The following is a 25,470-nucleotide window of genomic DNA, read 5'->3' as shown; positions in this document are numbered from 1 at the left end:
GTTCTTCGTCGAGGAACAACATGCTGAGTTCCAGCAAACAACAGCAAGCGATGGACTTACAAAGAAACGATCATGTTGATTGGCGAGTAAGTTTGTATTCAGATATCAGCATTAACGCGGAGAAACTTCAAACGTTTGGTCACAGAATTGGAACAATATTAAAATGCCTAGCTAACTCTTTAAGCGTTTTACCCTGCCTATGCATTCCTAGCTGTAAAGTAGGGCCTCATCAGTAATAGAATATTGCCGCCTTTCATAGCGGCACCTCTAAATATTGCCCAATATTTTACTTACATCCCATCTCTCTTTAGTCTGTGGTTATATTTTTTTATGCAAGAATTATTGATTTTTTTCAATTATTTAAATCAGATAAAGGTAATAGAGGCGGAGAATAAATTACAGTTTGCATTATTTTATATGGAGCGTTTCAAAAAGACATATTTAACATTCTTTCAGCAGTAGATGATCATCAGCCACTACAGAACTACTGTGCTGCCAACAAGTTGACGTCAAAGTTAGTCTGGAAACGGCTTTGTTTAATCCCAGGAAAGTTGTTAATTAATGTCTGGCTATTTTTTTTGGTAGGAAATCAATCTCCTCACTTGGCAATTGAGAGATTCATAACGTTAGTTCATTTTTATATTAACCCGAGATAGGAACTCGGAGCGATTACGAACACTTACTAATATAAATTAACAGCATGATGTTGTTTTGAAGGGTCATTAAAACCCGCGATAAACGAGGGAAAACATGAAGCTGAACACAAAAATATTTTTACTTGCACCACTCAGTATTGTTGGAATGTTGGTGGTAACAGCGATTTTCTTAACTTGGTTCAATGTATTAGAACACATTGAACAAAAAATCCGAGAGGGCGATCAGTTAACTCTCGTAAACAGTGAAATAGAAAAAAACCTTTTGCAAATGCGTCGCAGTGAGAAAGGTTTCCTTCTTCTAAAGGATGAAAAATATATTGCTCAGCATTTGGGACAGTCCCAACTTGTCAATGAACAAATCACCGCGTTAGAAATATTGATGGAAGCCGAGCCTTCCTTACGATCGAACAAGATACTAATGAACATAAAAGAAGGTTTCGAAAATTACCTTCAAACATTTAGTCGATTACATAAAGTAAATTTAAAGTTAGGTTTGAACGAAGATGAAGGGTTGCAGGGGCAACTAAGAAGAGATGTTCACAATGCTGAAACTATATTAAATGAACTTGGGCAGCCTATTCTTAGTGTAAAGATGCTAATGATGCGTCGCCATGAAAAAGACTTCATCATGCGTGGCGCGGATAAATATATAGACCGCATTGATAAACGTGTAAAAGAGTTTCTGGCATTTGATTCCAACCTTTTTGGCTCCCCTATTACTCAAAAATCTGTCAATGACCTGATCTTAAGTTATCAAAAGTCATTTAATACGTTTGCTGCTACCAGCCAATTAGAACGGTCATTACGTGAAAAAGTATCAAAATCTTACGCAGATGCTGCGCCGGCATTTACAGAACTAAGTGAATTTTTGAAAGAACAAAAGGCGGTACTTACAACAAAATCCGTAGATAGTCAGCAGCATTTTATGCTTGTTCTTGGCATCGGTCTGTTCATCACTTTGCTTGCTATAGGTGGTATTATCTATTTAGTTGCGCGCTCCATATCTATTCCATTAAAAAAGTCAATCTACACATTGCAATCAATCGCAAAAGGCGACACTGGATTAAATGTCGAGGACATTGATCGGTCTGATGAGTTCGGCGATATTGCCAGGGCTATTGATATCTTTAAACGTAACGCGATTGCAAAAAATCAGGCAGAACTGGAAGCAAAAGAATTGCGCTTAGTCCACGATGAGGAGCGTAAGCGTTTAGAAGAGATTAAAGGTGTTGAAAGTGAGAAGCTCGCATCTGCAATCTCTGCACTTGAAAAGGGACTGATAGAACTTTCAGAAGGAAATTTGAATACATGTATTGCAATTCGATTTGAGGGCAACCTTGACAGTTTGCGAACCGATTTTAATGACTCTGTTATAAAATTATCTAATACCATGGGGCAAATTGCGGACCTGTCATCGTCATTGAGGTCCAACGCTAACCAGATCAGCCTTTCAACTGAAGAGTTATCTCAAAGGACTGAAACACAAGCTGCGTCGTTGGAAGAAACATCTGCAGCTCTTGATGAAATTACAGCAACAGTTCGTGAAACATCTGAACGCGCTAAAGAAGCCGCAAAGAAGGCGAAGGGTGCACGAGATAATACTCAACAATCCAGCAAAGTGGTGACAAATGCAATCGCTGCAATGGTTCGAATAGAAAAAGCTTCCGATGGCATTACAAATATAATCAATGTAATTGATGAGATTGCTTTCCAAACAAACCTACTTGCGCTTAATGCTGGTGTTGAAGCCGCTCGTGCAGGGGAAGCGGGTATGGGGTTTGCTGTTGTCGCGCAGGAAGTTCGTGAACTTGCGCAACGATCTGCAGATGCTGCAAAAGAAATAAAAGAGCTTATCGGCAAGTCTGGCCTTGAAGTTGCAAATGGCGTTCAACTGGTCAAAGAAACCGGAGAAGTTCTCACCACAATTTCGGAATATGTTGCAGACATAGATAAGCAAATTGATACCATTTCAGTTGGAGCATCTGAACAATTGTCCGGTATCCAAGAAGTCAATAATGCAGTAATTTCTATGGATAAGGTTACACAGCAAAATGCTGCAATGGTTGAAGAAAATACAGCTGTCACTCAGGAGGTCGCTGATGGTGTAAACTCTCTAAACACCCTTGTTTCAACATTTAAAATAAATTTGGGTAACACACTGAAGACCGATCACGAAAACACAAATAAACGTTACAGTGTTGAGTTAGACGATAAACAAGAAGGAACGCAATTGTCAGCAGATGGCCAGCTAAAGATTGTTAGCTCAAAGGTGAGTTAGTGAAATTAATTTTTCAAATTACACGGCTTACTATGTCTGGATGAAATGGGAGGTCTCTTCCAGTATCGTAATATTCGAGCTTGCATAAACTTTGTTTGGTTTTTGATGGACAGAAGCATTTTAAGCTTAATTAGACAACGCCCCCGCGCTAATACTCATGCGTTGTCTTAGAAGGTAGGAGTAAGCCATAGCCTCATATAGTAACTCCTACCTTCGCTTTTTAACAAGTCTAACTCAGCACAGGATGTGTTTACTATGTATAATTTATTTAGATATTTATACTTTTTGGCTTTAGTGGCAGCATCACCAGTGAGCGCTCAGATAAACAAATGGACTGATATTGATTGCAGTATTGTTCTCGAAGAAATTAATGGTATTTACACCGTATACATCGGTGGTGCTGGTAAAGTCAAAACCATCAATTGTGTAGTTTCGTACTGGTCAGTCAAAGACGCAACTGGCGTTCTTAAATGCGATAATGGTAAGCAAAATAAATTAAAAATATTAGAAGATGATAGGGTGACTTTTGGTGCTGCCAGATTATACAATTTTTCAAATGAAAAACATATAGCGTGTGATCAATGAAGGACGGATTGGAAGTTTTAGGAGAAAGACAATTCGGCACTATTTTGGTCACGATAGTATACAAATATTTTATTGAAGTAATATATTCGCACACCGAAACTGATATTCATTTCGAATAAGAGAATAGAGATTGTAGACCCATCAGAAAAATGAAGATTAGATGAGATTACAAATAGCAGCTAAGGCATGCAATAGACTCTAGCACTGTTTCCTATATTTCAAAATATACAAAGTAGTTATTTTAAAGCGTGCAAAGGGGTACCCCATATTTAGATTTTGGAGTTATTTAAGAGGGTGCGAATTGGCGGCGGATATGTTCTTTAAAGTCAAAAAGTAATTTTGTTTCATGCTGATCACTTAAGGTGACCATCTTCATTATATTTGTGGGACCAGGTAGAACCAAAGGTAATGTTGATAGCCCGCGGTATCGTTTCGTTTGGATGGTGTAATTAGGTAAAACTGTAAGGAAATCAGTTAACCGCAACATTTCCAAAACGGCACTTGCGGCTTCAGTTTGAAATGCTAATTTTATATCGGTAACCCCCAAAAGCTTTAGCGCGTTTTCCATGTCAAAACGTAAGTTGCTGTTTTCGGAATGGGCAATCCAAGTCGCAGCGTTTAAATCTTGAATGCTGATTCTCTTCTTATGAAGCAGCGGATGATCTTCTCGCACAACAATCCTATTTGGATTTTCAAACAGCGGTTCGATGGTCAATTTTGTTCCCAAAAAATTTATCATCTTTGATGGGCCTAAAATTATATCGATTTTGTTCTGATAAAGTTTTTCTTGGAGTCCTTTATTATAATCGGCAACCAAGGTGATGTGTACTTCAGGACGCTCTTTAATAAAACTGGTAATTATGTCCGTCACCAATCGTTCACATAAAAAACCTGGCGCGCCAATCTTTAAAATGCCTGTAAAGCCGCTATTGCTGAGATTAGCAAATTCTTGCGCGCGCATTCTTGCTGAGCGAATGACGCGGCCTTGGCTTGATAATTCAATGCCAATTTCTGTCAGTTTTAAGGGGCGTTTCGTTCGTTTAAAAACAGGCATGCCAATCCGAGTCTCTAAGGTTGATACCATGCGACTAAGGGCCGGTTGAGTCATGTTTAACTCAGTCGCTGCCGCTTGAAATGTTCCTTTTTCGACGATGACAGACAGCTGCTCTAAATGGCGTGGGTCTAGTAACATATCAAACACTTATATTGGTGTATCATAATATTATTGGACTGATATATTGAAGTGGTCAATGATCGCTCCTGACTGATTGCTTTTGTTAGAGTAGTTCATGAATTGGAGAGCGTAAATGAAACTTCGCAAGATAGTGTTGAACTTGAGTATGATTGCGGCGATTTTTTCGGCACCAACGTTCGCATTTTCGAAAAATCGCTTAATCGTGAACTGTTTTTGGCCATCCCAACACTTTGTTTGTCAAAAGGTTTTGCCAGACTGGCTTAAAGAAGTGGAGAAAATAACAGAAGGTCGAGTAGTTGGCAATATTCCTCCAAAATCTGTTGCTCCACCAGCCAATCAGCTTGGTGCTGTTGAAAAAGGGATGGTTGATGCAGCAGTTCAGTTTAATGGTTTAATTGGCAATCGCGTAAACGGCGCGCTTACTGCAATGCAGCCATTTGTTGGTGCGTTTAATGGTCCAGCCATGACACAGGCTGCATGGGAAACTCGTGAAAAATATTACCCTGATGAATTTGATACAGTTGAATTATTGGCCCAATGGGTGATCACACCAGGCCGATTGTTTTCAACAACAGACACCCCAGTGGTCTCCTTGGAAGATTTCAAATCGCGTAAGGTTTGGGCTTTGCCAGGACCGCTTGCCAGTATCGGTAAATCACTCGGCGCAGGTGTAGTGTCTTCTCCTGCGGTTAAATCAAATGAGATCATATCTCGCGGTGTTGTTGATGCGCATTTAGGGCTTACCGGCGATGCTATTAAGGGATTTCAGGTGATGGCGTACACAAAGTCTATGACGAAGTTTTCTAAGCCAATTTATACAACGTCATTTTCCTTCGTGATGAACAGAGAAAAATGGGCTAATATTTCTGTTGAAGATCGGGCAGCTATAAAAGGCATTAGCCAAGAAAAAATTGGTATGGCTGCATCTACGATTTGGGACGAAGTCAGCAGTGAAGTTTATGCTACATTTGATGAATTAAATATCAATGTTGTTGACGCAGATTTAGGTTTAGAAATTGCATTTCAGGATGCAGCTAAACCAATTACCGCCAACTGGATAGCTAAGGCGACAGACGCAAGTATTGAAGCTGAAGCTGCGCTTAAATTTTATCAAAAGCGTCTGGAGGAACTCAGCCAATGAGTGAAGATACTGATTTGAAAAGTTTGTACTAAGAAATCTTTTATCTATAAAAAGTGAGAACGCAGTTTTGCTTAACATGTCTTCATTTGCTTAAATTGTAGTTGGATTGTATCTAGATGTTTATGTTTTCAACTTTCATGAAGACTTTTGGTAAAACATCTACGTGTGCCAATCGGGTTATAATCCGGCTGCGCTGTAAATGTGAGGAATGCATTAACTAAACTAACTAAGAATAGATCTGCCCAAAGTAGTTGTACAGGCAATTCGTTGAAATTGAATTACCATCGTGTGACCCAATCACTGGGCAACAAGTCTTATAGAATTCTTAGCCTCTTCTTCCAAAATCAAATATAAGTGTTTAATTGAACGACCCGGCTTATGAAAGTCGTTCTAAGCCAGGCTCGTAATCTAGCCAACTCTGTAGAATATTCTAATTTTATATTAAACCTATTTTATTGTCATATCTGAAGTTCTTGAAAAAACATCGCCCGGTCTTTGTGAAGAGACAAAATTATATGCTTTGCACTAATAGATTGCTTTTATTTTAAAGATTTTTTGGGAATCCATCAAATTGGTTATTTGAGTTTTGTTTTTTATTCTCATGTGATTTTAAAAATTTAAAAAGCAGAAAATTGTATCTTTCCGATAAGTTTTCATTAAATTATTGGTCAATTTTTGTTGGAAAATGAAGCAAAAATACATTCTCGATCTATGTGCCACTTTTGCTGAGTTTAAAGGTAATTCTCCGTTGATATTTTTTGACAAAAATTCATAAGCATAAAACTCGCTAAGTTATTTAAATCATTATTTAATATGATTATTCTAATATGAGTTCTACGATGAGTATTAGACTTATATTAAGTGGCTGTTTGTCCAGTTATAAAGGTAACATAAAATGGTTAGAACTGTAGTTAAATCCATTGCATCGAAATTTGTACCCGAAACGAAAAACAAAGAACTCGTTAAAGCACAATTTTCGTTGTATTCTAAGTTAATACCAATCATTTATTCCGTACTTTTGATCAATACGTGGGCGCTTGCTATCAGTTTTATAGGAAAAGTACCAAATTGGCTCAGCCTTCTTACACCACAACTTATTACTGTTATCTGCGGCATTAATATTTTAAGCTGGTTGAAATCTAAAAAATTTGAACCAAATTTTGAATATGCCCATAAAATGTTGGTACGGGCAAATGCCTTATCAGGTGTATTTACAATTTTACTTACCGGTTGGTCTTTAATGCTCTATCCATACGGGGATAGTTACATGCAAGCACATGTTGCTTTTTTTCTGGCTATTACTGGGATAGGTGTCATTTTATGTTTACAGCATCTTCGCTCCGCTGCGTTTATAATTGCGTCTTTAATAAATATACCATTTGTTGTGTTTTTTGCATCAACTAGCATACCATCCTTTATGATTATCTCGGGAAATATGGTGCTTATATCCGCTGCATTGTTGGTAATTACAGTAGTTCAATCAAGAAATTTTGTGAGTATGGTTGATACACATGTGGAACTGGGTATTGCGAATGAAAAAAATAAAAAGTTAGCAAATTGTGACCAACTGACTGGTTTAACAAACAGAAGACTGTTTTTCACTACTCTAAATAAAGAGTTTGATTTCGCAAAGCGCAATGAAAGCCCGATGGCCGTTGGTATTATAGATTTAGACGGATTTAAACCCGTGAATGATCTTTATGGTCATGCCGTAGGCGATAGTCTTTTGAACCAGGTCGGCGTGCGATTGTCGGGAATAAATGGTGTGAACTTTCAGATTTCAAGGTTGGGGGGGATGAATTTGCACTAATAATCACCCAAGATGTTTCAAACGAAAATCTTCTTGGTCTAGGGCAAGAAATTTGCGATTTGTTAAGTGCTCCTTTCATTCTACCAGAAGCTACCATTCGGATCTCAGGGTCAATAGGCTTTGCCGTTTATCCTGAATTGGTAAATTCAGTTAATGAACTATATGAGCGGGCAGATTATGCGCTGTATCATGGTAAAAAAAATAATCGTGGAAACGTGGTTATATTTTGTAATTCTCATGTTAGTGAAATAGAAAAAACCGCTAAAATTGAATTAACGCTTTCTAACGCTAATTTAGAGAGTGAGATAGCAGTTTTTTATCAACCAGTAGTCGACATTTCTACGTCCCGAACTGTTGAATTTGAAGCTCTTGCCCGTTGGGACAGTCCTATACTGGGGAAGGTTTCACCAGCAAATTTCATACCCATTGCTGAGAGAATGGGTTTAATTACAAATCTCACCGAAATTTTACTTAATAAAACACTTGAAGATGCTTCTCTTTGGCCCGAAGATATTCGATTATCATTTAACCTTTCTGCAAAAGATATTTGTTCACCAATAGCTGTAACTAAAATATTCAATATCATAAATAAATCACAAATTGATCCGAAACGTATTGATTTGGAGATAACTGAAACGGCGACAATGTTTGATTTTGATCAAGCGAAATTGTCGATTCAACTCTTAAAGTCTCTTGGCTGCGGAATTGCACTTGATGATTTTGGCACAGGATTTTCTAGTTTAAGCCGTTTACATGCTCTCCCATTAACCAAAATTAAAATCGATAGGAGGTTTGTCAATGAGATCGACAAAAATCCTGCAAGCATGAAAATTGTGAAATCTTTGATCGCGTTGAGCAAAGATATGCAATTGCGATGTATTATTGAAGGTGTCGAATCGATTGAAGAATTAATGATGATCAGTGAATTAGGTGGCGAATATGTTCAAGGGTATTTTTACTCAGAACCGTTGTCTGAAAGTGATGTCTGCGACTTCATACATGAAACTACTTCACCATACCAATCGATACGTTAAGTCTGCATTTTTTTTTCGTTCATTGATCCAATTCCATAAATATAATTAATTACCAATTGATCATTGATACCCATCCCTTTTTTTTAAAGTTGCAAACTAATTTCGAAAAAATGTGTGTTTAAATTATGTAATGTTATCAAGGGTATTGCAATAAAATAACACACCTTTAAGATGAAATTTAGGATGTTTATAAGCGTCAAGATACTGTTTCCGTTTATCTTAGAATGTCGGGTGATTATCTCCCAGAATATTCTTGAATACCATCATTAAAGATGGGAGTTCTTGTGTAGTAAAGAAATACAAGTATTTATTTTGAATGGTCAAAAATAGTTCTTGACCGAACTCAATATTTGATTGGTCATCAACCTTATTAAGTTAAAGATTGTGATTGGTTTTTGTTTTGGTGAAATTAAAGACATTGGGATTTAATTGAACTCGATATAATCCGAAGTTTGTCTTTCAATTATCGCAATTTGGAGAAATGGTTTTGGAAGCAAAACAGCTCAGGTATTTTATATCTGCTTGCGAAAGTGACAGTAACGTTACTGCAGCAAAAGAACTTGGAATTGCGAATTCCACCCTATCAACAAGTTTTAGCCAGCTTGAAGAAGAGTTGGAACTTTGTCTAATGAAACGTACTTCGGATGGTTTTTATCCAACAAAGATGGCGCGTGCAATTTATCAAGATGTTGAAACGATTCTGCTAAACCTCGACCGGGCGCGCATAATGCTGCCTAATTCCTCTGACAAAGTAATAATTGAGATTCCTATTTATTTTTCTCTCGAGTTTACATTTGGGTTATTGAGTGAAAAGCTAAACAGCTTGATTTTCAATGTCATGATGGAATTCCCTGAGGTGAGGTTCCCAGTTCATTTGAAGGAGTATGAGGGTCAAGATCATCCACATGGACACATAGTAATTGATTACTCAGTTTGCGATCAAGAGCCGCAAGAAAATGTTTTAGTTCAAAAAGATAATTTACTACTCGTATCCAATATTCCTCTAAACCATAAGCAGAGTAGTAATATTGAAGAAATATCATTAGAAGTACTTCGCAAGGCTGATATCAATATACCAGTCTTGCCTAAAATACTATGTGAAATAGCTCAGAAATACGGCGTGGAAACTGGTTTGAATGAGGTGACTTCTTCCGGTATGGAAATTGGGTGCCTTCCTCGTAAATTTAAAATGCCTGATCCTTTGGTGTTTATAGTTCCTGAAAGTGCAATCTCACTGAGGTTTCGAGCAAGTCGACTATATCGTTATAGTCTTCCGTTTAACCCTCAAATAACCGTTCAGTTCCGTATAAAAACTCCACATGCCGCGGCAGAGGCATTGGGTCGTTTATTCTCTGAGTGCCGGAATGTTTCATCTAAGACTCGAGTTTTTGATCGTGATATTACACTTCGTCAAATGTCTTATTTTCGAGTATGTTATGAGCAATGTAATATTACCGGTGCGTCTAACAGATTGTTTATTGCGCAGCCCGCGCTTTCAAATCAACTAAGTAAGTTAGAAAAAAGCTTGGGTGTGGATTTATTTGAACGAACGCAGAAAGGGTTGCTTCCGACAGGATCAGGAAAAATTCTTTATGAAATTGCATTGTCGATAGCTGCAGCAACTTTAAGAATTAAAAATACAGCAAAAAGCTTGAATGTAAATAATTTAACTCACCTTGTTCTCGGAACTATTCCAATTTGTGATAGCACATCTCAGTCACAGTATGCGATCGCTCAAGCGGCGATTGAATGGCGGAAATTATTCCCAAAAACTGATCTAAAATTGATAGAGGCCCCACGCTCCGATTTGGAAATGTGGATGAAAGAGGATAAAATCGATGCAGCAATTATTGATGTTGGTCACGGGCAAGGCACTCGTTTTGAACTAGGGCTGCATGAAGACCTGGGTTTTGTATTTGATCCCAGTGTAATCTATCTACCCAATAGCGTGGGATCTTCAACCGACTTGATGGATTTGAAACTAGTATTACCTAGTTTAGGTAATGGAATTAGAGATAAGGTTTCCGCACACTTTGGAAAAAAATTGAAAGATCATATTGAGTTCACCATAAATTCATTTCAGATTTCCATTGAAATGATCATTGGTTCAGATCTTGTTACTATTTTGCCTAAATCACATGTCGAAAAGTATCTTGAAGAAAAACGATTAGGATTTATTCCTATTGCTAACACAAACTTGCGACAAAGGTTGTTTTTGAGGTTTTCGGCTGAGAGATCCCTAACAGAAGCAGAACGTGTACTTTTCAAAATATTGCGTGATAAGTTTCAAGTTAAGAATTTTTAGTGATATAATATTGGGTAAGTTGGTTATTAATTTTCGTGATTTAACCGCAGACTGTCCAAGTCTAATTCAATATTTTTTGCATTTATTGTGTCACTCGTGATAGTATTTTAGCAGTTGAGGCTCCAATGTATTCAAATGCAGACGATAGTGCCTCTACTGTTTCAGCTTCGAAATAGTAATCATCCCCTGATGAGCAATACTTCATAAGTTCTTGTCCAGCATCCGGAGCGGCAAAAGCAACTGTATAGATTTTGATGCCGTCATCTTTTGCATCGTCACAAATGCCTTTTGTCGCTGTATCATCTGATGTATAATTGTTTGATCCGTCGGTCATGAGCAGTATGACACGATCTGGATACTGTCCATTTTGGTCATAATGGGCATTTTTTTCTGTGGTGTTGCTTGACATGAGCATTTCCCAAACATAGTCGATAGCATCGGTTGAAGCAGTGCCACCGTTGGCTTCGAGACCTTCGATGTAGTTGTTTGTATTTTCAACTCCCCAATTCATATCGTATGTACTTTGCAAAGAACTGCGATATGCCGAAGCTCCTGTTCGCACGTATATACCCTCTGGGTCTGCCTCATCGAGTTGGCTAAATAATCCAGCCGCGGCGTTCTTTAAATTACGTAATTTTGAAGCTGCTATGCTAGGAAAAATTTGGTCCCATTTGCTTATTAGCTCATCAGCTGAACCATTTTTCTCAGCCGCATATGCTGCATGATAGCAAAAATTGTAAGCGAGTTCACTACCTGTGGTGGTGGACTCTCCTATAGAGCTTAGAAAGTCTACTCGGGTGTTGCTATCACTTTCAACATCATCGCAGTAGTCAGTATCGTAATTTAATATGATAAATTGAATCTGATCTTCGGTTAAGCCATAGACGTAATAAGCCTCATACAAACTGGCGCTTACGCGCCCTGCAACAGACTTCGAATCATCCAAAACCGTTTGTAGTTCTACAGCCCCGTCAAGAGGCCAATACATTGAGCCAGAGATATCAATAACCACACCCAATGAGACAGCAGCCTGGACTTCTTCACTACCCGAAGCAGCAGTGGAGGTGATGTATACATCTGTGCTATCAATTCCCATATACGTAAAAAGTGGCATCGCGCTGATAGAAGCACTAACGTTCATTTGCATAGTCCAGGTTGTTTCATCTCCTTCGATTGTTTCCGAGAAATTTGTTTCGGGCGATAACTCTATAACAGAAAATCGTTCTTCAGCGCCAATCATGTTAGCGTTGAATATTTTTACAGCGTACTCTTCCGCATCCTCAACATCCAACCGGCCAGCCGCGATATTGGAAACGGCTGAAAGGTTGGCTATGTCTGCTGCATCCTGCATTTGGGTTTTCAAGCCTAATGCAGTGATGATTTGAAAAACAATACCACCTGCCACAATCAGGACAGGAGCCATCAGTGCAAAAATTAATCCAAAGTTGCCATCGTTATTTTTTAATACCGCTGTTATTCTTTTTATCAAATCGGAGCCTTCGTCGATGATAACATAAACTTTGTTATGTAATGCAGATCCACTCTCGTTCCACGGAACTAAACTTTGGTTGTTAGACCACAGAACGCACTATTAGGCTAAGCGTTAACTCACTCAGTTGCGCTTTGGGTAATTTTAATAAACGTAATCGTACATATTAATATTTGAATGTGATCGATCATAGTTAATTGATCTATTCAAAAAAATGTTTGGGTTATTTCGATTTTTGATAGTTAAAATTTGGGACTAATTGATGGAAATTTTGTTTACTTTAGAGGGGCGAGTCATGCAAGGCCAATGCACACTAGTACTAAATGGACACATTGTTCGGCCGAATGGAGTAATCAGGAATGGTTACGTTGCAGTTTCAAATGGCAAAGTAGTAAGTGTGGGAAAAGGCGCCGGGCCAATTGCTGATGTTTTGGAAGACCATACAGGAAGTTTTATTCTACCAGGTGCTATCAGCGCTCAAGTGCAAAGCCTTAATCTGAAACGCGGCGAAGGGTTCACTTTATCAAGTCATTCAGCTGCTGCGGGAGGTGTTACAACAATTGTCGACTTACCATTTGATAGTGACAACCCAATAAGCAATTGTAGTGTGTTCACGGCAAAAGCACTAAACGCAGCACAAAAAAGTCGTGTTGATTTCGCTTTGTATGCGACTTGCGACCCCAAGGATGGTGCTAGTAAGATTCGAGGATTGATAGAGGCTGGTGCTTGCTCATTTAAGTTTCCGTATTTAAAAACTGATTCCAGTCGAATTGGAAGAGTTTCGCCTAAAGTGTTCTATGAATGCTTGCAACTCATTGGAAAAAATGGATTGACTGCATGTGTTCAAGCTGAGAATTGCGAAATTATTGCGTCATTTTCAGAACAAACTTCGCAGATAGGTATCTCAAATTATGGCGCGCATGGATTTGGAGAGCCTGCGGTTGCTAAAATTTTGCCAATTGGGGAAGCGTATGAGTTTGGCACGGCCGCAAATTGCCCAGTACATGTGGCCTATTGTTCAATTGGACGCGGATATGAGTTGTGCTCGGCCTATCGCCAGCAAGGGTATGATGTTTCGCTAGGTGCGAGTATTCACCACCTTATTTTTAGTGAAGAAGATGATGTGTCAAATCTAGGTGAAAGCGGGAGGATTAATCAACCAATTCGTTCTAGGGAGCAAGTTGATACGCTTTGGGATCATTTAGTGTCTGGTAATGTCAATCTGGTCTCAACCCCTCATATTGGTTTGACAGAAGAATACAAAACCAGCTCTGGGATGACAAAGAATGTCTGTGAAATTCCTAGCTTGGAGGTGTGTTATGCCTTATTTTTGAAAGGACTGTACGAGCGTAAGTTATCGTTTACTTGGGCGGCTCATTTGCTTGCCCAAAGTCCGGCAAACCATTTCCGAATATCTCATCTTAAAGGAGCTCTCGAAGTAGGTAAAGATGCTGATATCGTAGTGATGGCGCCTACCCAATTTGCTTATGATTCCGACAAAATTGGGCATAACGCAGCCCGGTTGAGCTCCTACAATGGGATTGTGATGCCTTTCCGCCCGATAGCAACCTTCTTACGAGGAGTAAAGGTATTTAATGGAGAAAATGTCCTTGCTCCGCCGGGTATGGGCAACTTTATTCGACCACTTCAGTCCCAGTTTGAATTCTAAAGTTTTTGATAAGGAGAACACGTGTCGAATAATAATATAAATTTGGACAGTCACCCTATCGATGCGGGTAGGTTGTGGACAGATTTAATGGCATTGGCAGATATTACTGAAGTAGAGCAACCTTTTACTAGGAGGTCTTTTTCAACGTTATATTTGTGTGGGCGCAAATATTTAACTCAAAGGTTTAAGGACATTGGACTTGAAGTCTCAATTGATAAGCACGGAAATTTGATTGGGCTTCTAGAAGGCCTTGTACCAAATTCAGGAACGATAATAGTTGGATCTCACAGCGACACAGTAACTAAGGGTGGCCGCTTTGATGGTGTAGCTGGTGTTGTCGCTGGGCTAGAAATTGCCCGCGCGCTAACGGAGAATGGAATTCGCTTAAAACATAACCTTGAAATCATGGATTGTCTTGCGCAAGAAGTTTCGGAGTTCGGATTGTCATGCATTGGTTCGCGAGGTTTGACAGGTCACATTGATCCAACAATGCTTGATTATCAGGCGGGGGGATTGAAACTCTTCGTCATGCCATCATGCGAATGGGTGGACAACTAGACAATGCTCCAGAAGCCATCCGAAGCGATATTAGAGCGTATCTTGAATTGCACATCGAACAAGGGAAAGTTTTAGAAACCAACCAAAAGGATGTTGGCATTGTTACCTCTGTTGTTGGTGTTACGCGTTTTGAAATTACAGTTGAGGGCAGGGCTGATCATGCTGGAACTACACCAATTTCACAGCGTTATGATGCTTTGTCTGCTGCTGTGGATATCGTCGCTACTCTGCGAGATAAGGCGCTTCAAATAGAAACATATGGTAAATGGCACTTCGTTGCTACAACCGGTGAGATGCACGTTGAACCGAATGCAGCAAACGTTGTGCCAAGCAAGATTAAACTTGTATTGGATTGTCGGACAGAAAATCAATCTAGCCTAGATGAATTCAGTAATTATCTAAATTCAGAATTGCCGGCCCTAGCGATGCATTGGAGGGCATCAGTAACATGTGTTCGGGTGTTGTCAAATAGCCTTCCAGCAAACTTTGATGGTGCATTGATCGAAAAGTTGGAACATGCTGCTGAGCAACTTCAAATTGATTGGATGCACTTGAGTTCGGGTGCGGAGCACGATGCTGTCTTTTTTCAAAAATAGCTCCCACAGCAATGGTTCTTGTTCCAAGCAAGCATGGACGCAGTCATTGCATGGAAGAATGGGCCGAACTTGATCAACTGGGTATAGGTGCAAAGTTGATGTTCAATGCATTGTTAGAAATTGATGCCATTGAATTGTAGATTGAAATGTACTGAATAACGGTGATCTGTAATGGGAAAAATTCTTGGCAAAAATGATATCGATTTTGCGATAAAAGGTGGTTCTGTATTTGCAGCAGGAGGGGGTGGTCGGTCTGCAGAGGAGCGTATGCATGGCACTGCGGCTATTAATGCCGGGCGACCAGAATTAGTCTGTCTAGATCGAGTTCCAGATGATGCTTGGATCGCGACAGTATCGACAATTGGTGTTCCCTCGGTTTTGACAACTAGGGAAATGCAAGGAGCGGACTATGTTCAAGCTGTACGGATGCTTCAAGATAAATTTGGAGAACCAATTTTTGGATTAATGGTGGGACAGAATGGACAATCTTCAACGTTAAATACTTGGCTTCCAAGTGCTGTTCTTGGAATGAAAATTGTAGATGCGGTAGTTGATATTAGAGTAGATCCGATTGGTGGTATAAGTTCTTTAAATATGCTTGCTTCAACAGATGAATTTATTCAGACTGCTGTAGGGGGTAATCTTGCTGACAACACTTATCTGCAAATTGCGATAGAAGGGGCAGAGGTGATTTTGTCCCACATTCTTCGAAATGTTTCAAATACGGTCGGAGGATTTATTGCATCCTGCAGTAATCCGCTCTGTGCATCATATGTGCGAGAGAACGCGGTACTGGGTAGTGTTTCAAAGGCGATAGAATTGGGGGAAGCGATCTCTGCCGCAGAATCGACGGGAGTCGACGCAGTTATCGACGTCATATGTAAAAAAACTGCGGGTATTAAGCTACTTGAAGGTAAAGTATTGCGGAAAGCCGTTGTCTATACAACACAAGATTTTAACGTAGGAACCGTCACTATTGATACTGCTCGAGGTGTGTACATCTTACATGTTAAAAATATGTACATGGCATTAGATAGTCCTGGCGGGCAACGAATAAGTGCATATCCAGATGTTATAAGCACTGTGGATAACAATGGACTTCCACGTAGCATTAGCGAAATCGAAGAAGGAATGCGTATCCATCTTATTCACATAGCCAAGTCAAATATACCTCTTAGTTAAAATAAGGGAGGCTGCGAAGTTTTGTACTTACTTAGAAAGCTTGGGTATGGACATACTATAACTTTCAAAGGGACAAAAGTAACGGTAAACCTACATGGTTTTGTAATTGCCTCATTGCCTATGCTAAATTGTAAACTATCGCCGATAGATGCCTCATCTGCCCGAATAATTACCTAAATAATTGTAGTCCCTAATTCTGATATTGTTTGAATATTACTGATTATCCGTTTTATCGCTAATTCATATTAATCATTAGGAGTTGCTAATTTTTTTGATGTCACCTCGAAAATGATTGCAGACAGTAAAAATTATTATATATCAGATGTTAAAAAATTACCTAACTTACTGATACAAAATAATATTTCTTAAAAACATATAGATCTTTTCGGATAAAATTATTGAGAAATAAGCGGCTCATCTGGTAATTGAGATCTTGGGAACAGTTATCAATTTCATCTTCTCAAATAATGAACTTGCAGTCACACAACATTCAATTGGGGAAATACATGTTTAGAAAAATAGCTGCGATAGCTTCAATCGTTGTGCATTTTGCGATAGCTGGAGGGGCTCTTGCAGTAGAAAAAGTTACACTCAGGATGCACTCATTTTCCGGAGTAGAAGCGCCAGAGTACAAGTATTTTGTTCAACCTTTCATTAAAAGATTGTCTGATGAATCAGATGGAAAATTGGAACTAAAATATTTTCCAAATATGCAGCTTGGAGGAAATGTTTTCAATTTGGTCGAACAACTACAAGAAGGTGACGTCGATCTGATAGTAACAACTCCCAGTTTTAATCCTGGGCGCTTCTTAGGACTTGAAGGTTTGCAGTTGCCGTTCCTAAATGCTGGCACGGCTAAAGGGCAAACTAGGTCCCTGTATCAGTTTGCTGATGAATGGTTAATGAAAACTGAATTCAAAGATTTTAAATTAGTTCACATGCATGCATCTGACGCGTCTGTGTTTCATACATCTTCAGCGCTCTTAGATTCAAGGGAAGCTTTTGATGGTATGAGAATACGTGCGTCTTCTTTCTATGTTGGTGAAGCAATAGAAGCCTTGGGCGCACACCCGGTTGGCTTAAGTTTTTCGGAAGTTCATAGCGCGATGAAACGCGGAAAAATAGACGGTTTTGTCGCTAATTGGGCAGCGGTGTCGTCACACGGGTTAAGCGAGGTAACATCCTTGCATGTCGATGCATCCGTTTACCAAAGCACGATTTTGGTTTTGATGCGCCCGGAATCTTTTGATGCTTTACCACAAGAGTTGAAGGATGTCATAGATGGCTGCATTGGTATGGAAAACTCAATTGCAGTTGCGCAGACTATAGATGATATGGCTGAGGTTGCCAGGGCAGAAATCACCGCAGCTGGTAATACTATTTTCTTGCTGACAGAAGAAGAGCAAGCCCGTTGGGAGGCGGCTGTCCGCCCGATTTATATGTCTTGGATCGACGCGTTAACTGCCAACGGACAGCCAGCTCTATTGATGTTTGAAAGTCTTTTGGAAATTATAACCTTCAATAAGTCCAGTTAACCCGTAGTTTCGTTTTATGAATATCAAAACTCCAATTAGAGTTTTAGGATATTTAGGCAGCTTAGGTACGCGCAGAGTGTTCATTAATTCCATGTAACTCTGCTTCTTTCAGAAAGTTAAACCGTTGAGTTGCTCTGGTGAGTTGTAGAATATTAGTTTGGTGTTTATCTATTCGATCTTCATGTTCTTCACTTGGGCGGCGAGTACCCTCTGACAGGTTTCAAGTACTAACAGGATATGTAAATGCTCGAAAATCTTGATCAACTTAGTTCAGACTACATCCTTTCATTAACAGAAGAATTTAAAGCATCAAATGCTTTAGGGAAATTGAATTTAGGCATTGATATGTATTGTGATCATACGGGGCGAACGCCGGTATTCTCGGCTGCAAAAGATGCAGAATTATGGATGCATGCTAAAGAAACAACGAAAGGGTATTTATCGCCAATTGGGGATGAAATGTTCTGCAATCAGCTAAGCGAATTATTTTTTGGGGCGAGGCGTCCAAAAGAACGGATTGGTGCTGTCCAAACTGTTGGTGGAGCAGGTGCTTTGATGTTAATTGCCAGCGTTTTACGGAAAATTAATCCTGATGCAATCGTTCACATTCCTGATCCCACTTGGGTTGATCATAACGCAATATTTAAATCTGCTGGTTTTAAAACTAAGTTATACCCATATTTTGATTTGAAAAATGGATATTTACAATTTGAAGAGATTTTACAAGCTGTTTCTGACGCAAATAATGGCGATGTATTTTTGTTTCAGGCTTGTTGTCACAATCCGTCTGGAGTTGACTTGAGAAAATGCGAATGGCGGAGCATTGTGTCTGCCATGATGAAGCAGGGGGTATTCCCAATAATTGATACCGCTTATCATGGTTTCGGGGGAGGACTCGATGATGATGCGTGGTCTGCACGGTACATTTTAAAAAATATGCCTGAAGCAGCATTTGCCTATTCTTGTTCTAAAAATTTTGGAGTTTATCGCGAGCGAGTTGGCATGGGTGCTTTTCTAGCTAAGGATAAAAGATCTGCAGCAGCAGCTCAATCACATTTATCGATGATGGCTCGAAACCTTTATACAGCGCCACCTAACCATGGAGCATCTCTAATTCGATGTATTCTGGAACACTCCTATTTAAAAGACTCTTGGAGAAATGAGTTGGAAAGAATGCGCCGGTCTATTCAAAAAAAGCGCATTTTATTAAGTTATGCTTTGCGTGAACGACTTGGACATCAAAGGTTTGATTTCATCGCGGATCAAAAAGGTATGTTTTCCCTTCTGCCGATTGGATCTGACGATATTCTCAGACTCAGAACAAATCATGGAATCTATATTGGTGAGGATGGGTGTATTAACATTGCGGGACTAAATGAGATTGGATTTACTGAATTTGCCGATTGTGTTGCAAAATCGATTTAAATTTTTATCGCTTGAATTATCTATTAGCTGTAGGCGTTACACTTTATGCTATCCACATTGTTTACATTACATTATGGCTGAGCGCGACAAATAGACCTAAATTACCACTTCGGTCTTGTAAAATCGTCGAAAATTTAACGATAAACATATCAATATATTCGAACATTAATAAAATGAGAGACGTTAGAGCGATCGTTTGCTTCTCGATGAGTAGACTTGCTAAATACACAGTGAGAATTCTTATTGTATCTCCCCGGGGGTAAACTGGGGTCTAACGCCCTCAATTTATACTACGCCTAACGCGGAAGAGTGGATAATGCTGTAATATGTAATCATGCATATAATTCATTGAAACAGATTTTCAAACCTATCAGTTGTTCAATGAAATAATTGGGTCATTTCGTTTTTTGATAGTTCTTTAGTCGATCTAATAGTGGGATCTTCTAAATATGCTGCAAGTATCGTCCGCTAAAGAAACATCAACGCTGGTCATCGTCGGAGATGTAGTTTTACCTACCCGGATCATCAAAGATGGGTGTGTTACTGTCTTAAATGGTAAAACTGTGGGAGTTGGAGGCGGCGAAGGTCCTGCATCCGAAATTGTGGAGGATCAATCTGAAAATCTTGATCTTACAGGTGCCATTAACGGTCATGACCAGAGTGCGGCTGTAAAGGGTCAGGAAGGATTTAAATGGTCAAGTCGCTCAGCAGCAGCTGGCGGTTTAACAACCATAGTAGACCTACCATTTGATCACGACTCTTTGATTTGCAATAGCCAAAGTTTTACTGTCCAAGCACTAAACGCGGCTAACGAAAGCCGTGTTGATGTTGCGCTATATGGGACTTGCCTCCCCGATGATGGGCCCCTGAAAATTAACGAATTGATTGAAGCCGGCGCTTGTTCATTTATAATTCCTATTAGTGAAGCTGGTACAAATCAATCCAAAAAACTCTCACGTAACAATTTGTATGAATGCCTTAACCTAATTGGAAATAATGGGCTTATTTCAAGTGTTCAGAATGCTAATCATGAAATGATATCATCATTTGTGAAACTCGCTGCCGAGATGGGCGATACCGTTTACCGTTGGCACGGGTTAGTTTGGCCAATCTTCGCCGAAGCTCTCTCGGTGGCAGAGACTTATGAGTTTGGAGCAGTTGCTAGTTGTCCGGTCGATGTGTCGCAATGCTCAGTTGGACGTGGATATGAGCTGTGTTCATTATATCGCCAGCAGGGTTACGATGTATCAATTGAAGCAAGTACTCATCACCGGATACTTAACGAAGAAGATCATGTATCGAATTTGGGCGGTATGGCTAAGGTAAACCCACCAGTTCGTTCTAAGGCTGAAACCGAGATCCTGTGGAAGCATCTGGGGTTTGGTAATATTAATCTATTTTCGATTCCACATATCAGTTTGCCAGAAGATCTAAAGTTAAATACTGACATGATAAAAACTCTTCTCGGGGTGCCTGGATTGGAAGTGTTTTACGCCCTTTTTTTAAAAGCATTATGGGAACGCGACCTCCCATTTACCTGGGCTGTGGGTTTACTTGCGCACAATCCCGCGGCACATTTTCGCATTTCTAATTGCAAGGGAGCACTTGAGGTTGGCAAGGATGCTGACATTATAGTGATGAAACCTAGTCAAGGAGCCAATGATCCAAAAGAAAGTGGACATAACGTTGTGGGGTGGAGCCCTTACGAAGGCTTTGAATTGCCCTTTCGGCCAGTTCCAACCTATTTACGCGGTGTGAAAATTTTTGACGGTCATTGTGTTTTAGCGCCTCCCGGAGTAGGCAAATTTGTGCGGCCTTTACCAACCGAGTTTGTATTCTGATGCAGGAAGATGCTCTAGATAACGAGGACCAAACTATAATACTGGAAAGACTATCGTCCGATCTGATTGCTCTGACAAAAGAGATGCCTGAAACTACCCAAACCTATTCAAGGCGATCTTTTTCTTTGCCTTATCTTCATGGGCGCGAATATCTAATAGAAAAATTCATGGAACTTAGGCTAGATACCTCAATTGATCAATATGGAAATTTAATAGGACGAATAGAAGGTCTTGACCCAAAAAAGGGAACAATAATTATTGGATCTCACCGGGAACCTGTCGTTGGTAACGGATGTTTTAGTGGGGTTGAAGGAGTTGCTGTTGGTTTGGAAATCGTGCGTGCGCTTAAGGATGTTGGAATTCGTTTAAGGCATAATCTTGAGATTGTGGATTGTCTTGCTCAAAAGGTATCCGATTTCGGGCTGTCTTGTGTAGGTTCTAGGGGAATGACCGGACAAATTGACAAAGCGATGCTTGATTATCGCGGTCCAAGAGGCGAAACTTTACGTGATTTGATTTCGCGCATGGGAGGCCAATTAAACTGCGATTCAGCGGAGCTTCGTAAAGACATCAAGGCATTTTTGGAGTTGCATGTTGAGCACGGGCGAATGTCCAGAAAAGAAAATTTGGACATTGGTATTGTTACGTCTTTAAAAGGTGCAGTCCGTGTAGAGGTAATCATCGACGGCAATGTTGACCGGCCTGGAGCTACAGTCATGTCCTCGCGATTTGATGCCGTATCTTGTGCGACAGAGATTGTTAGGACATTACGCAACAAACCACTCAAAATAGATGTGAATGGGGAGTTGCATTTTATAGCTATACCTGATGAAAAAAACAAAGAATTGAAAAACGCAGTAGACGAAACTAATAAAGTCAGGCTTTTGTTGGATTGCCAGTCACATAGTTTGCTTTGTTTGAAATATGTGAAGAAGTTTATCAATGATGAATTACCAACCCTTGTTACGGACTTGGGAGCATTGATCATTAATATTGGGGTGTTATCTGAAAGCTCGCCTGCCAAATTTGATGGGGTCATTGTTGAAAAATTGGAGACAGCTGCAAACAAAAGAGAATTCTCTTGGGAACACATAAGTTCCTGCGGAGAATATGATGCGTTATTTTATTCAGTAATAGCTCCAACAGCAATGGTATTTGTACCCGGTAATTGCGAGCAAAATTCATCATCCGAGAAATGGGTGGAATCTCGCGACCTCGTATCTGGGGCCCAGATTCTATTCGACACTTTATTGGCAATGGATGCAAGTTACTAACTTCAATAGTAAATCAACCTCATTGTAACATGCCGCATTTTATTACAGGTAAAGTCTAAGAAGCCTATCAAGTGCGACAGAAGAATGGCGTGAATTATAAAGTACTCTGTCAATCGATTTGGTCGACGACATAATTTCTGGAAAAAATATACTTATTTTCAACTAACAATACTCCGCATTTTGGCGCCCCTTTGATAACTTCAAACAGTATCGGGTCAATACGGATAGTACTACCTTCAATCACCTAGATACTTCGTTTTATTTGGCTGATAAGACGTTTGTTAGAGCGGCTGCATTGGTATTTATCGGCTATAAGGAACGATGAGATGAATGCAACAATACGACTGGATTTTTTGATGATTAACGGTGTTTTGGAGATTACGGTTTTCAATTAACGCGGTTACTGAACAGATACTTTCATGTGTCTGAATTAATAAAGTATGTTTCGCAACATCACAGGACATTGGAAAAAAATCAAATAAATTAGATTGTGTTTTATCTGGCAATCTTATCAAGCGTTCTCAATTGCAGCAAGGGACCAAGATGCTCAGTAAACTTGCGAAGACCAATTTAGTTACTAACAATTCGCCTAATCAGGAACTCGAAACCCTAAATGAAGCAGAAAATACGCCATCAGATATTAGCAGGCATCGAGATCAATTTAGAGGATCGCCAGTTTATACAGCCGTGAAAACCGCTGAGAAGCGAATTTATATGAAAGAGACTACGCAGGCAGGTTATTCAGCAAGAGGCGATGACGATTTCTGTAGCCTGCTGAGCGATTTTTATTTTGGTTCTAACCGACCCAAAGAACGCCTCACTACAATTCAAACTGCGGGTGCAACTGGAGCCCTTGTGTTAATTTCCAATGTCTTGGCAAAGATTAATCCAGATGCTACGGTTTTTATACCTGATCCAACTTGGGTCAACCATAATAAGATTTTTAAATCTTCAGGTTTCAAAATCAGACGGTATCCATATTATGATAGATCAACATTTGATCTGCAGTTTGAGGAGCTTATGCTTTTGCTTTCAGAGGCGAAAGCTGGCGATATCTTTCTATTGCAAGGGTGTTGTCACAATCCTTCAGGTGTTGAAATTGGTAAAAGTGAATGGCGTTGCTTTGTAAACACAATGATTAAAAAACGTATTTTCCCGGTGATTGATACCGCTTATCATGGACTCGGTCGTGGTTTTGAGGCCGATTCTTGGTCCGCAAGATATGTTCTGAAGAATATGCCTGAAGCCGCCTTTGCATATTCTTGTTCGAAAAATTTTGGCATTTATAGCGAACGTGCCGGTTTGGCGGCTTTTTTAGCAAAAGATGAAAAAGCCGGAGGAGGTTCTCATAATAACTTGATGAAGGTTATTCAAAAATTTTACTCTCCCCCTCTAAGTCATGGTGCATCGATTGTAAAATGCGTTTTAAAAGATCCCTATTTGAAAAGCTTGTGGATCAATGAGCTTGAATTTGTGCGCCGACAAATCCAAAAAAAACGTATTCTAATCTGTTATGCATTGCGTGAAAGACTTGGTAATAGAAATTTCGATTTTGTCGTTAATCAAACGGGTATGTTTACGCTGCTGCCCTTGAGTTTAGAAAGTATCAATTCTCTTAGACTGGACTATGGAATTATTGTTGGTGATGATGGGCATATCAACATCTCTGGACTGGATGAAAATATGTTGGCAAAGATTGCGGACTGCGTTGTAAATTCGATTTAGAATTAGCTTTTTAAGTCAAATAGCCGATGCTTTTTAAATTTATTAAGGGACTTTACTGATCAAAAACTAATTGTTCCCAGAAGTGGAAATTTAGCAACTTGACCTTTTTATTGATTTAAAATAAATGCCGATTCAAGTTCTGAAATCATATTCTTCTATGTCCGTTTCCGATCTAATTAAAAGGTTAATTGAACGCTATATAAAGAAATTGAATATACAATCTTTTTTCATCACATTTGAAGATAATGACGCAATCTCATGTGGAAGTTGAATAAGCTTTTGTACTTCAGACTTGCATGGAATTATCGAGTTTAAACTGTTTAAGGATATATTAAGACAAAACTCATTAGCGGGTAAATATTGGTTATTTAATATAATAAAATAGAAAGCCGCCAACCGGATGGTTGACGGCCTGAGGCTAGGTTAGATGTGTCAACAAGTTACTTGCGAGGTATGACGTGTTAACAAGTACATAATCCAGTATAGAATTGAATATTATATTAATAAATAAAATAAAATGGTTTAGAAACAGGCATTTACTAGAAAAAAATATTAAAAAATAATATATGTGTTACTTGATTTTGTCTTGGTGGGTGAGGTCGATTTGGTTAGTGTGCAAAGACGAAAAATGACTTTGCCCAATATGTCATCCCAATAATAAACAACATCATTTGGTCGCACTGCTTAAGGATATAGCAAAGTGACCGATTCCACCCAGAATAAACAGATGCTAATCGATCCAGATTGCATATCGTTTTACGAAATACCTTTACTCCGTAATATTTTGACTTTTGTACTATCGTCTGCGTTAAGCCTGTTTCTAGCAGTGGTTGCGTATTTGTTCGTTTTCCCAATTTGGTTTGGGTGACGAAGATAAATGACATCAGGCAGGTCGCGGCAATTGGAGTTGTCTATTTTTGGCAGAACTATTTTGAAACTTTTCGCTAATTTAACCTAAATTTGGTTACTATTCTGGTTGCACTGATATCAGATAGATAGTGCTTTTCGTGCGACTCGAGCACTATCTTAGAAGGTGGGACTATTAGGGGGTATTCCCACCTCCGCTAATATTGAGCTAATGAAAATGCTCCATGAAGACTTTATGACGATTCACTTAATATGCCGCAATGGAAAACAACAGCTCGTTTTTTGTGAATGAGGCTTGTCCGCGA

Annotated in this window: 16 protein-coding genes and 1 pseudogene; 15 read left to right on the top strand and 2 right to left on the bottom strand. The window is 39.4% G+C overall.

The window, feature by feature from the left end:
* The first annotated feature begins 750 nt into the window (after window positions 1-750).
* Together ACZ1GZ_RS17670 and ACZ1GZ_RS17665 are read left to right on the top strand one after the other, a co-directional pair.
* Window positions 751-2,934, top strand: a complete 2,184-nt coding sequence (locus ACZ1GZ_RS17670) for a methyl-accepting chemotaxis protein (protein ID WP_472666180.1) — start codon at window positions 751-753, stop codon at window positions 2,932-2,934.
* A gap of 255 nt (window positions 2,935-3,189) precedes the next feature.
* The gene (locus ACZ1GZ_RS17665) at window positions 3,190-3,519 is read left to right on the top strand and encodes a hypothetical protein (RefSeq protein WP_472666179.1); all 330 of its coding nucleotides are present in this window, start codon (window positions 3,190-3,192) and stop codon (window positions 3,517-3,519) included.
* Window positions 3,520-3,805: 286 nt separating this feature from the next.
* Here ACZ1GZ_RS17665 and ACZ1GZ_RS17660 read toward each other — a convergent pair whose 3' ends face one another.
* On the bottom strand, window positions 3,806-4,711 hold the full coding sequence (locus ACZ1GZ_RS17660) for a LysR family transcriptional regulator (RefSeq protein ID WP_472666178.1): 906 nt from the start codon (window positions 4,709-4,711) through the stop codon (window positions 3,806-3,808).
* 115 nt (window positions 4,712-4,826) lie between these two features.
* Here ACZ1GZ_RS17660 and ACZ1GZ_RS17655 point away from each other — a divergent pair, with 115 nt between their 5' ends.
* The 4 genes and pseudogenes from ACZ1GZ_RS17655 (at window position 4,827) to ACZ1GZ_RS17640 (ending at window position 11,004) form a co-directional block, all read left to right on the top strand.
* A complete protein-coding gene (locus ACZ1GZ_RS17655; RefSeq protein ID WP_472666177.1) occupies window positions 4,827-5,855 on the top strand; it encodes a type 2 periplasmic-binding domain-containing protein in 1,029 nt (342 codons plus the stop codon).
* An 895-nt stretch (window positions 5,856-6,750) separates the two neighbouring features.
* Window positions 6,751-7,817 (top strand): annotated as a pseudogene (locus ACZ1GZ_RS17650) (diguanylate cyclase domain-containing protein); the annotation flags it as partial.
* Window positions 7,818-7,880: 63 nt separating this feature from the next.
* The gene (locus ACZ1GZ_RS17645) at window positions 7,881-8,699 is read left to right on the top strand and encodes an EAL domain-containing protein (RefSeq protein ID WP_472668349.1); all 819 of its coding nucleotides are present in this window, start codon (window positions 7,881-7,883) and stop codon (window positions 8,697-8,699) included.
* Between the two features lie 487 nt (window positions 8,700-9,186).
* Entirely contained in the window at window positions 9,187-11,004 is a 1,818-nt protein-coding gene (locus ACZ1GZ_RS17640; protein ID WP_472666176.1) for a LysR family transcriptional regulator, read from the top strand.
* An 82-nt stretch (window positions 11,005-11,086) separates the two neighbouring features.
* Here ACZ1GZ_RS17640 and ACZ1GZ_RS17635 read toward each other — a convergent pair whose 3' ends face one another.
* On the bottom strand, window positions 11,087-12,493 hold the full coding sequence (locus tag ACZ1GZ_RS17635) for a vWA domain-containing protein (protein ID WP_472666175.1): 1,407 nt from the start codon (window positions 12,491-12,493) through the stop codon (window positions 11,087-11,089).
* Window positions 12,494-12,755: 262 nt separating this feature from the next.
* On the opposite strand from ACZ1GZ_RS17635, the gene ACZ1GZ_RS17630 reads away from it, so the two are divergent.
* The 9 genes from ACZ1GZ_RS17630 to ACZ1GZ_RS17590 all read left to right on the top strand — a co-directional run bounded on the left by ACZ1GZ_RS17630 (window position 12,756) and on the right by ACZ1GZ_RS17590 (window position 24,298).
* On the top strand, window positions 12,756-14,162 hold the full coding sequence (locus tag ACZ1GZ_RS17630; protein WP_472666174.1) for a dihydroorotase: 1,407 nt from the start codon (window positions 12,756-12,758) through the stop codon (window positions 14,160-14,162).
* Window positions 14,163-14,183: 21 nt separating this feature from the next.
* Window positions 14,184-14,720, top strand: a complete 537-nt coding sequence (locus ACZ1GZ_RS17625; RefSeq protein WP_472666173.1) for a M28 family peptidase — start codon at window positions 14,184-14,186, stop codon at window positions 14,718-14,720.
* Window positions 14,705-15,316, top strand: a complete 612-nt coding sequence (locus ACZ1GZ_RS17620; protein ID WP_472666172.1) for a M20/M25/M40 family metallo-hydrolase — start codon at window positions 14,705-14,707, stop codon at window positions 15,314-15,316. Before ACZ1GZ_RS17625 ends, ACZ1GZ_RS17620 begins: the two co-directional genes overlap by 16 nt.
* A gap of 171 nt (window positions 15,317-15,487) precedes the next feature.
* A complete protein-coding gene (locus tag ACZ1GZ_RS17615) occupies window positions 15,488-16,498 on the top strand; it encodes a DUF917 domain-containing protein (RefSeq protein ID WP_472666171.1) in 1,011 nt (336 codons plus the stop codon).
* Between the two features lie 506 nt (window positions 16,499-17,004).
* Window positions 17,005-18,033, top strand: a complete 1,029-nt coding sequence (dctP, locus tag ACZ1GZ_RS17610; protein WP_472666170.1) for a TRAP transporter substrate-binding protein DctP — start codon at window positions 17,005-17,007, stop codon at window positions 18,031-18,033.
* A gap of 243 nt (window positions 18,034-18,276) precedes the next feature.
* Window positions 18,277-19,458, top strand: a complete 1,182-nt coding sequence (locus ACZ1GZ_RS17605) for an aromatic amino acid transaminase (RefSeq protein ID WP_472666169.1) — start codon at window positions 18,277-18,279, stop codon at window positions 19,456-19,458.
* Window positions 19,459-19,907: 449 nt separating this feature from the next.
* Window positions 19,908-21,299 (top strand): dihydroorotase, encoded by a 1,392-nt coding sequence (locus ACZ1GZ_RS17600; protein WP_472666168.1) that lies wholly within the window; start codon window positions 19,908-19,910, stop codon window positions 21,297-21,299.
* A complete protein-coding gene (locus ACZ1GZ_RS17595; RefSeq protein ID WP_472666167.1) occupies window positions 21,299-22,573 on the top strand; it encodes a M20/M25/M40 family metallo-hydrolase in 1,275 nt (424 codons plus the stop codon). Before ACZ1GZ_RS17600 ends, ACZ1GZ_RS17595 begins: the two co-directional genes overlap by 1 nt.
* A 543-nt stretch (window positions 22,574-23,116) precedes the next feature.
* Window positions 23,117-24,298 carry an aminotransferase class I/II-fold pyridoxal phosphate-dependent enzyme gene (locus ACZ1GZ_RS17590; RefSeq protein WP_472666166.1) on the top strand — a complete coding sequence of 394 codons (1,182 nt, stop codon included), beginning with the start codon at window positions 23,117-23,119 and terminating at the stop codon, window positions 24,296-24,298.
* Window positions 24,299-25,470 lie beyond the last annotated feature (1,172 nt).

The organism is Lentilitoribacter sp. JB5-8 (genome assembly GCF_055693385.1).
Note: the sequence above shows the minus strand (reverse complement) of the source record. Positions and strands in the feature narration are given on the sequence as shown.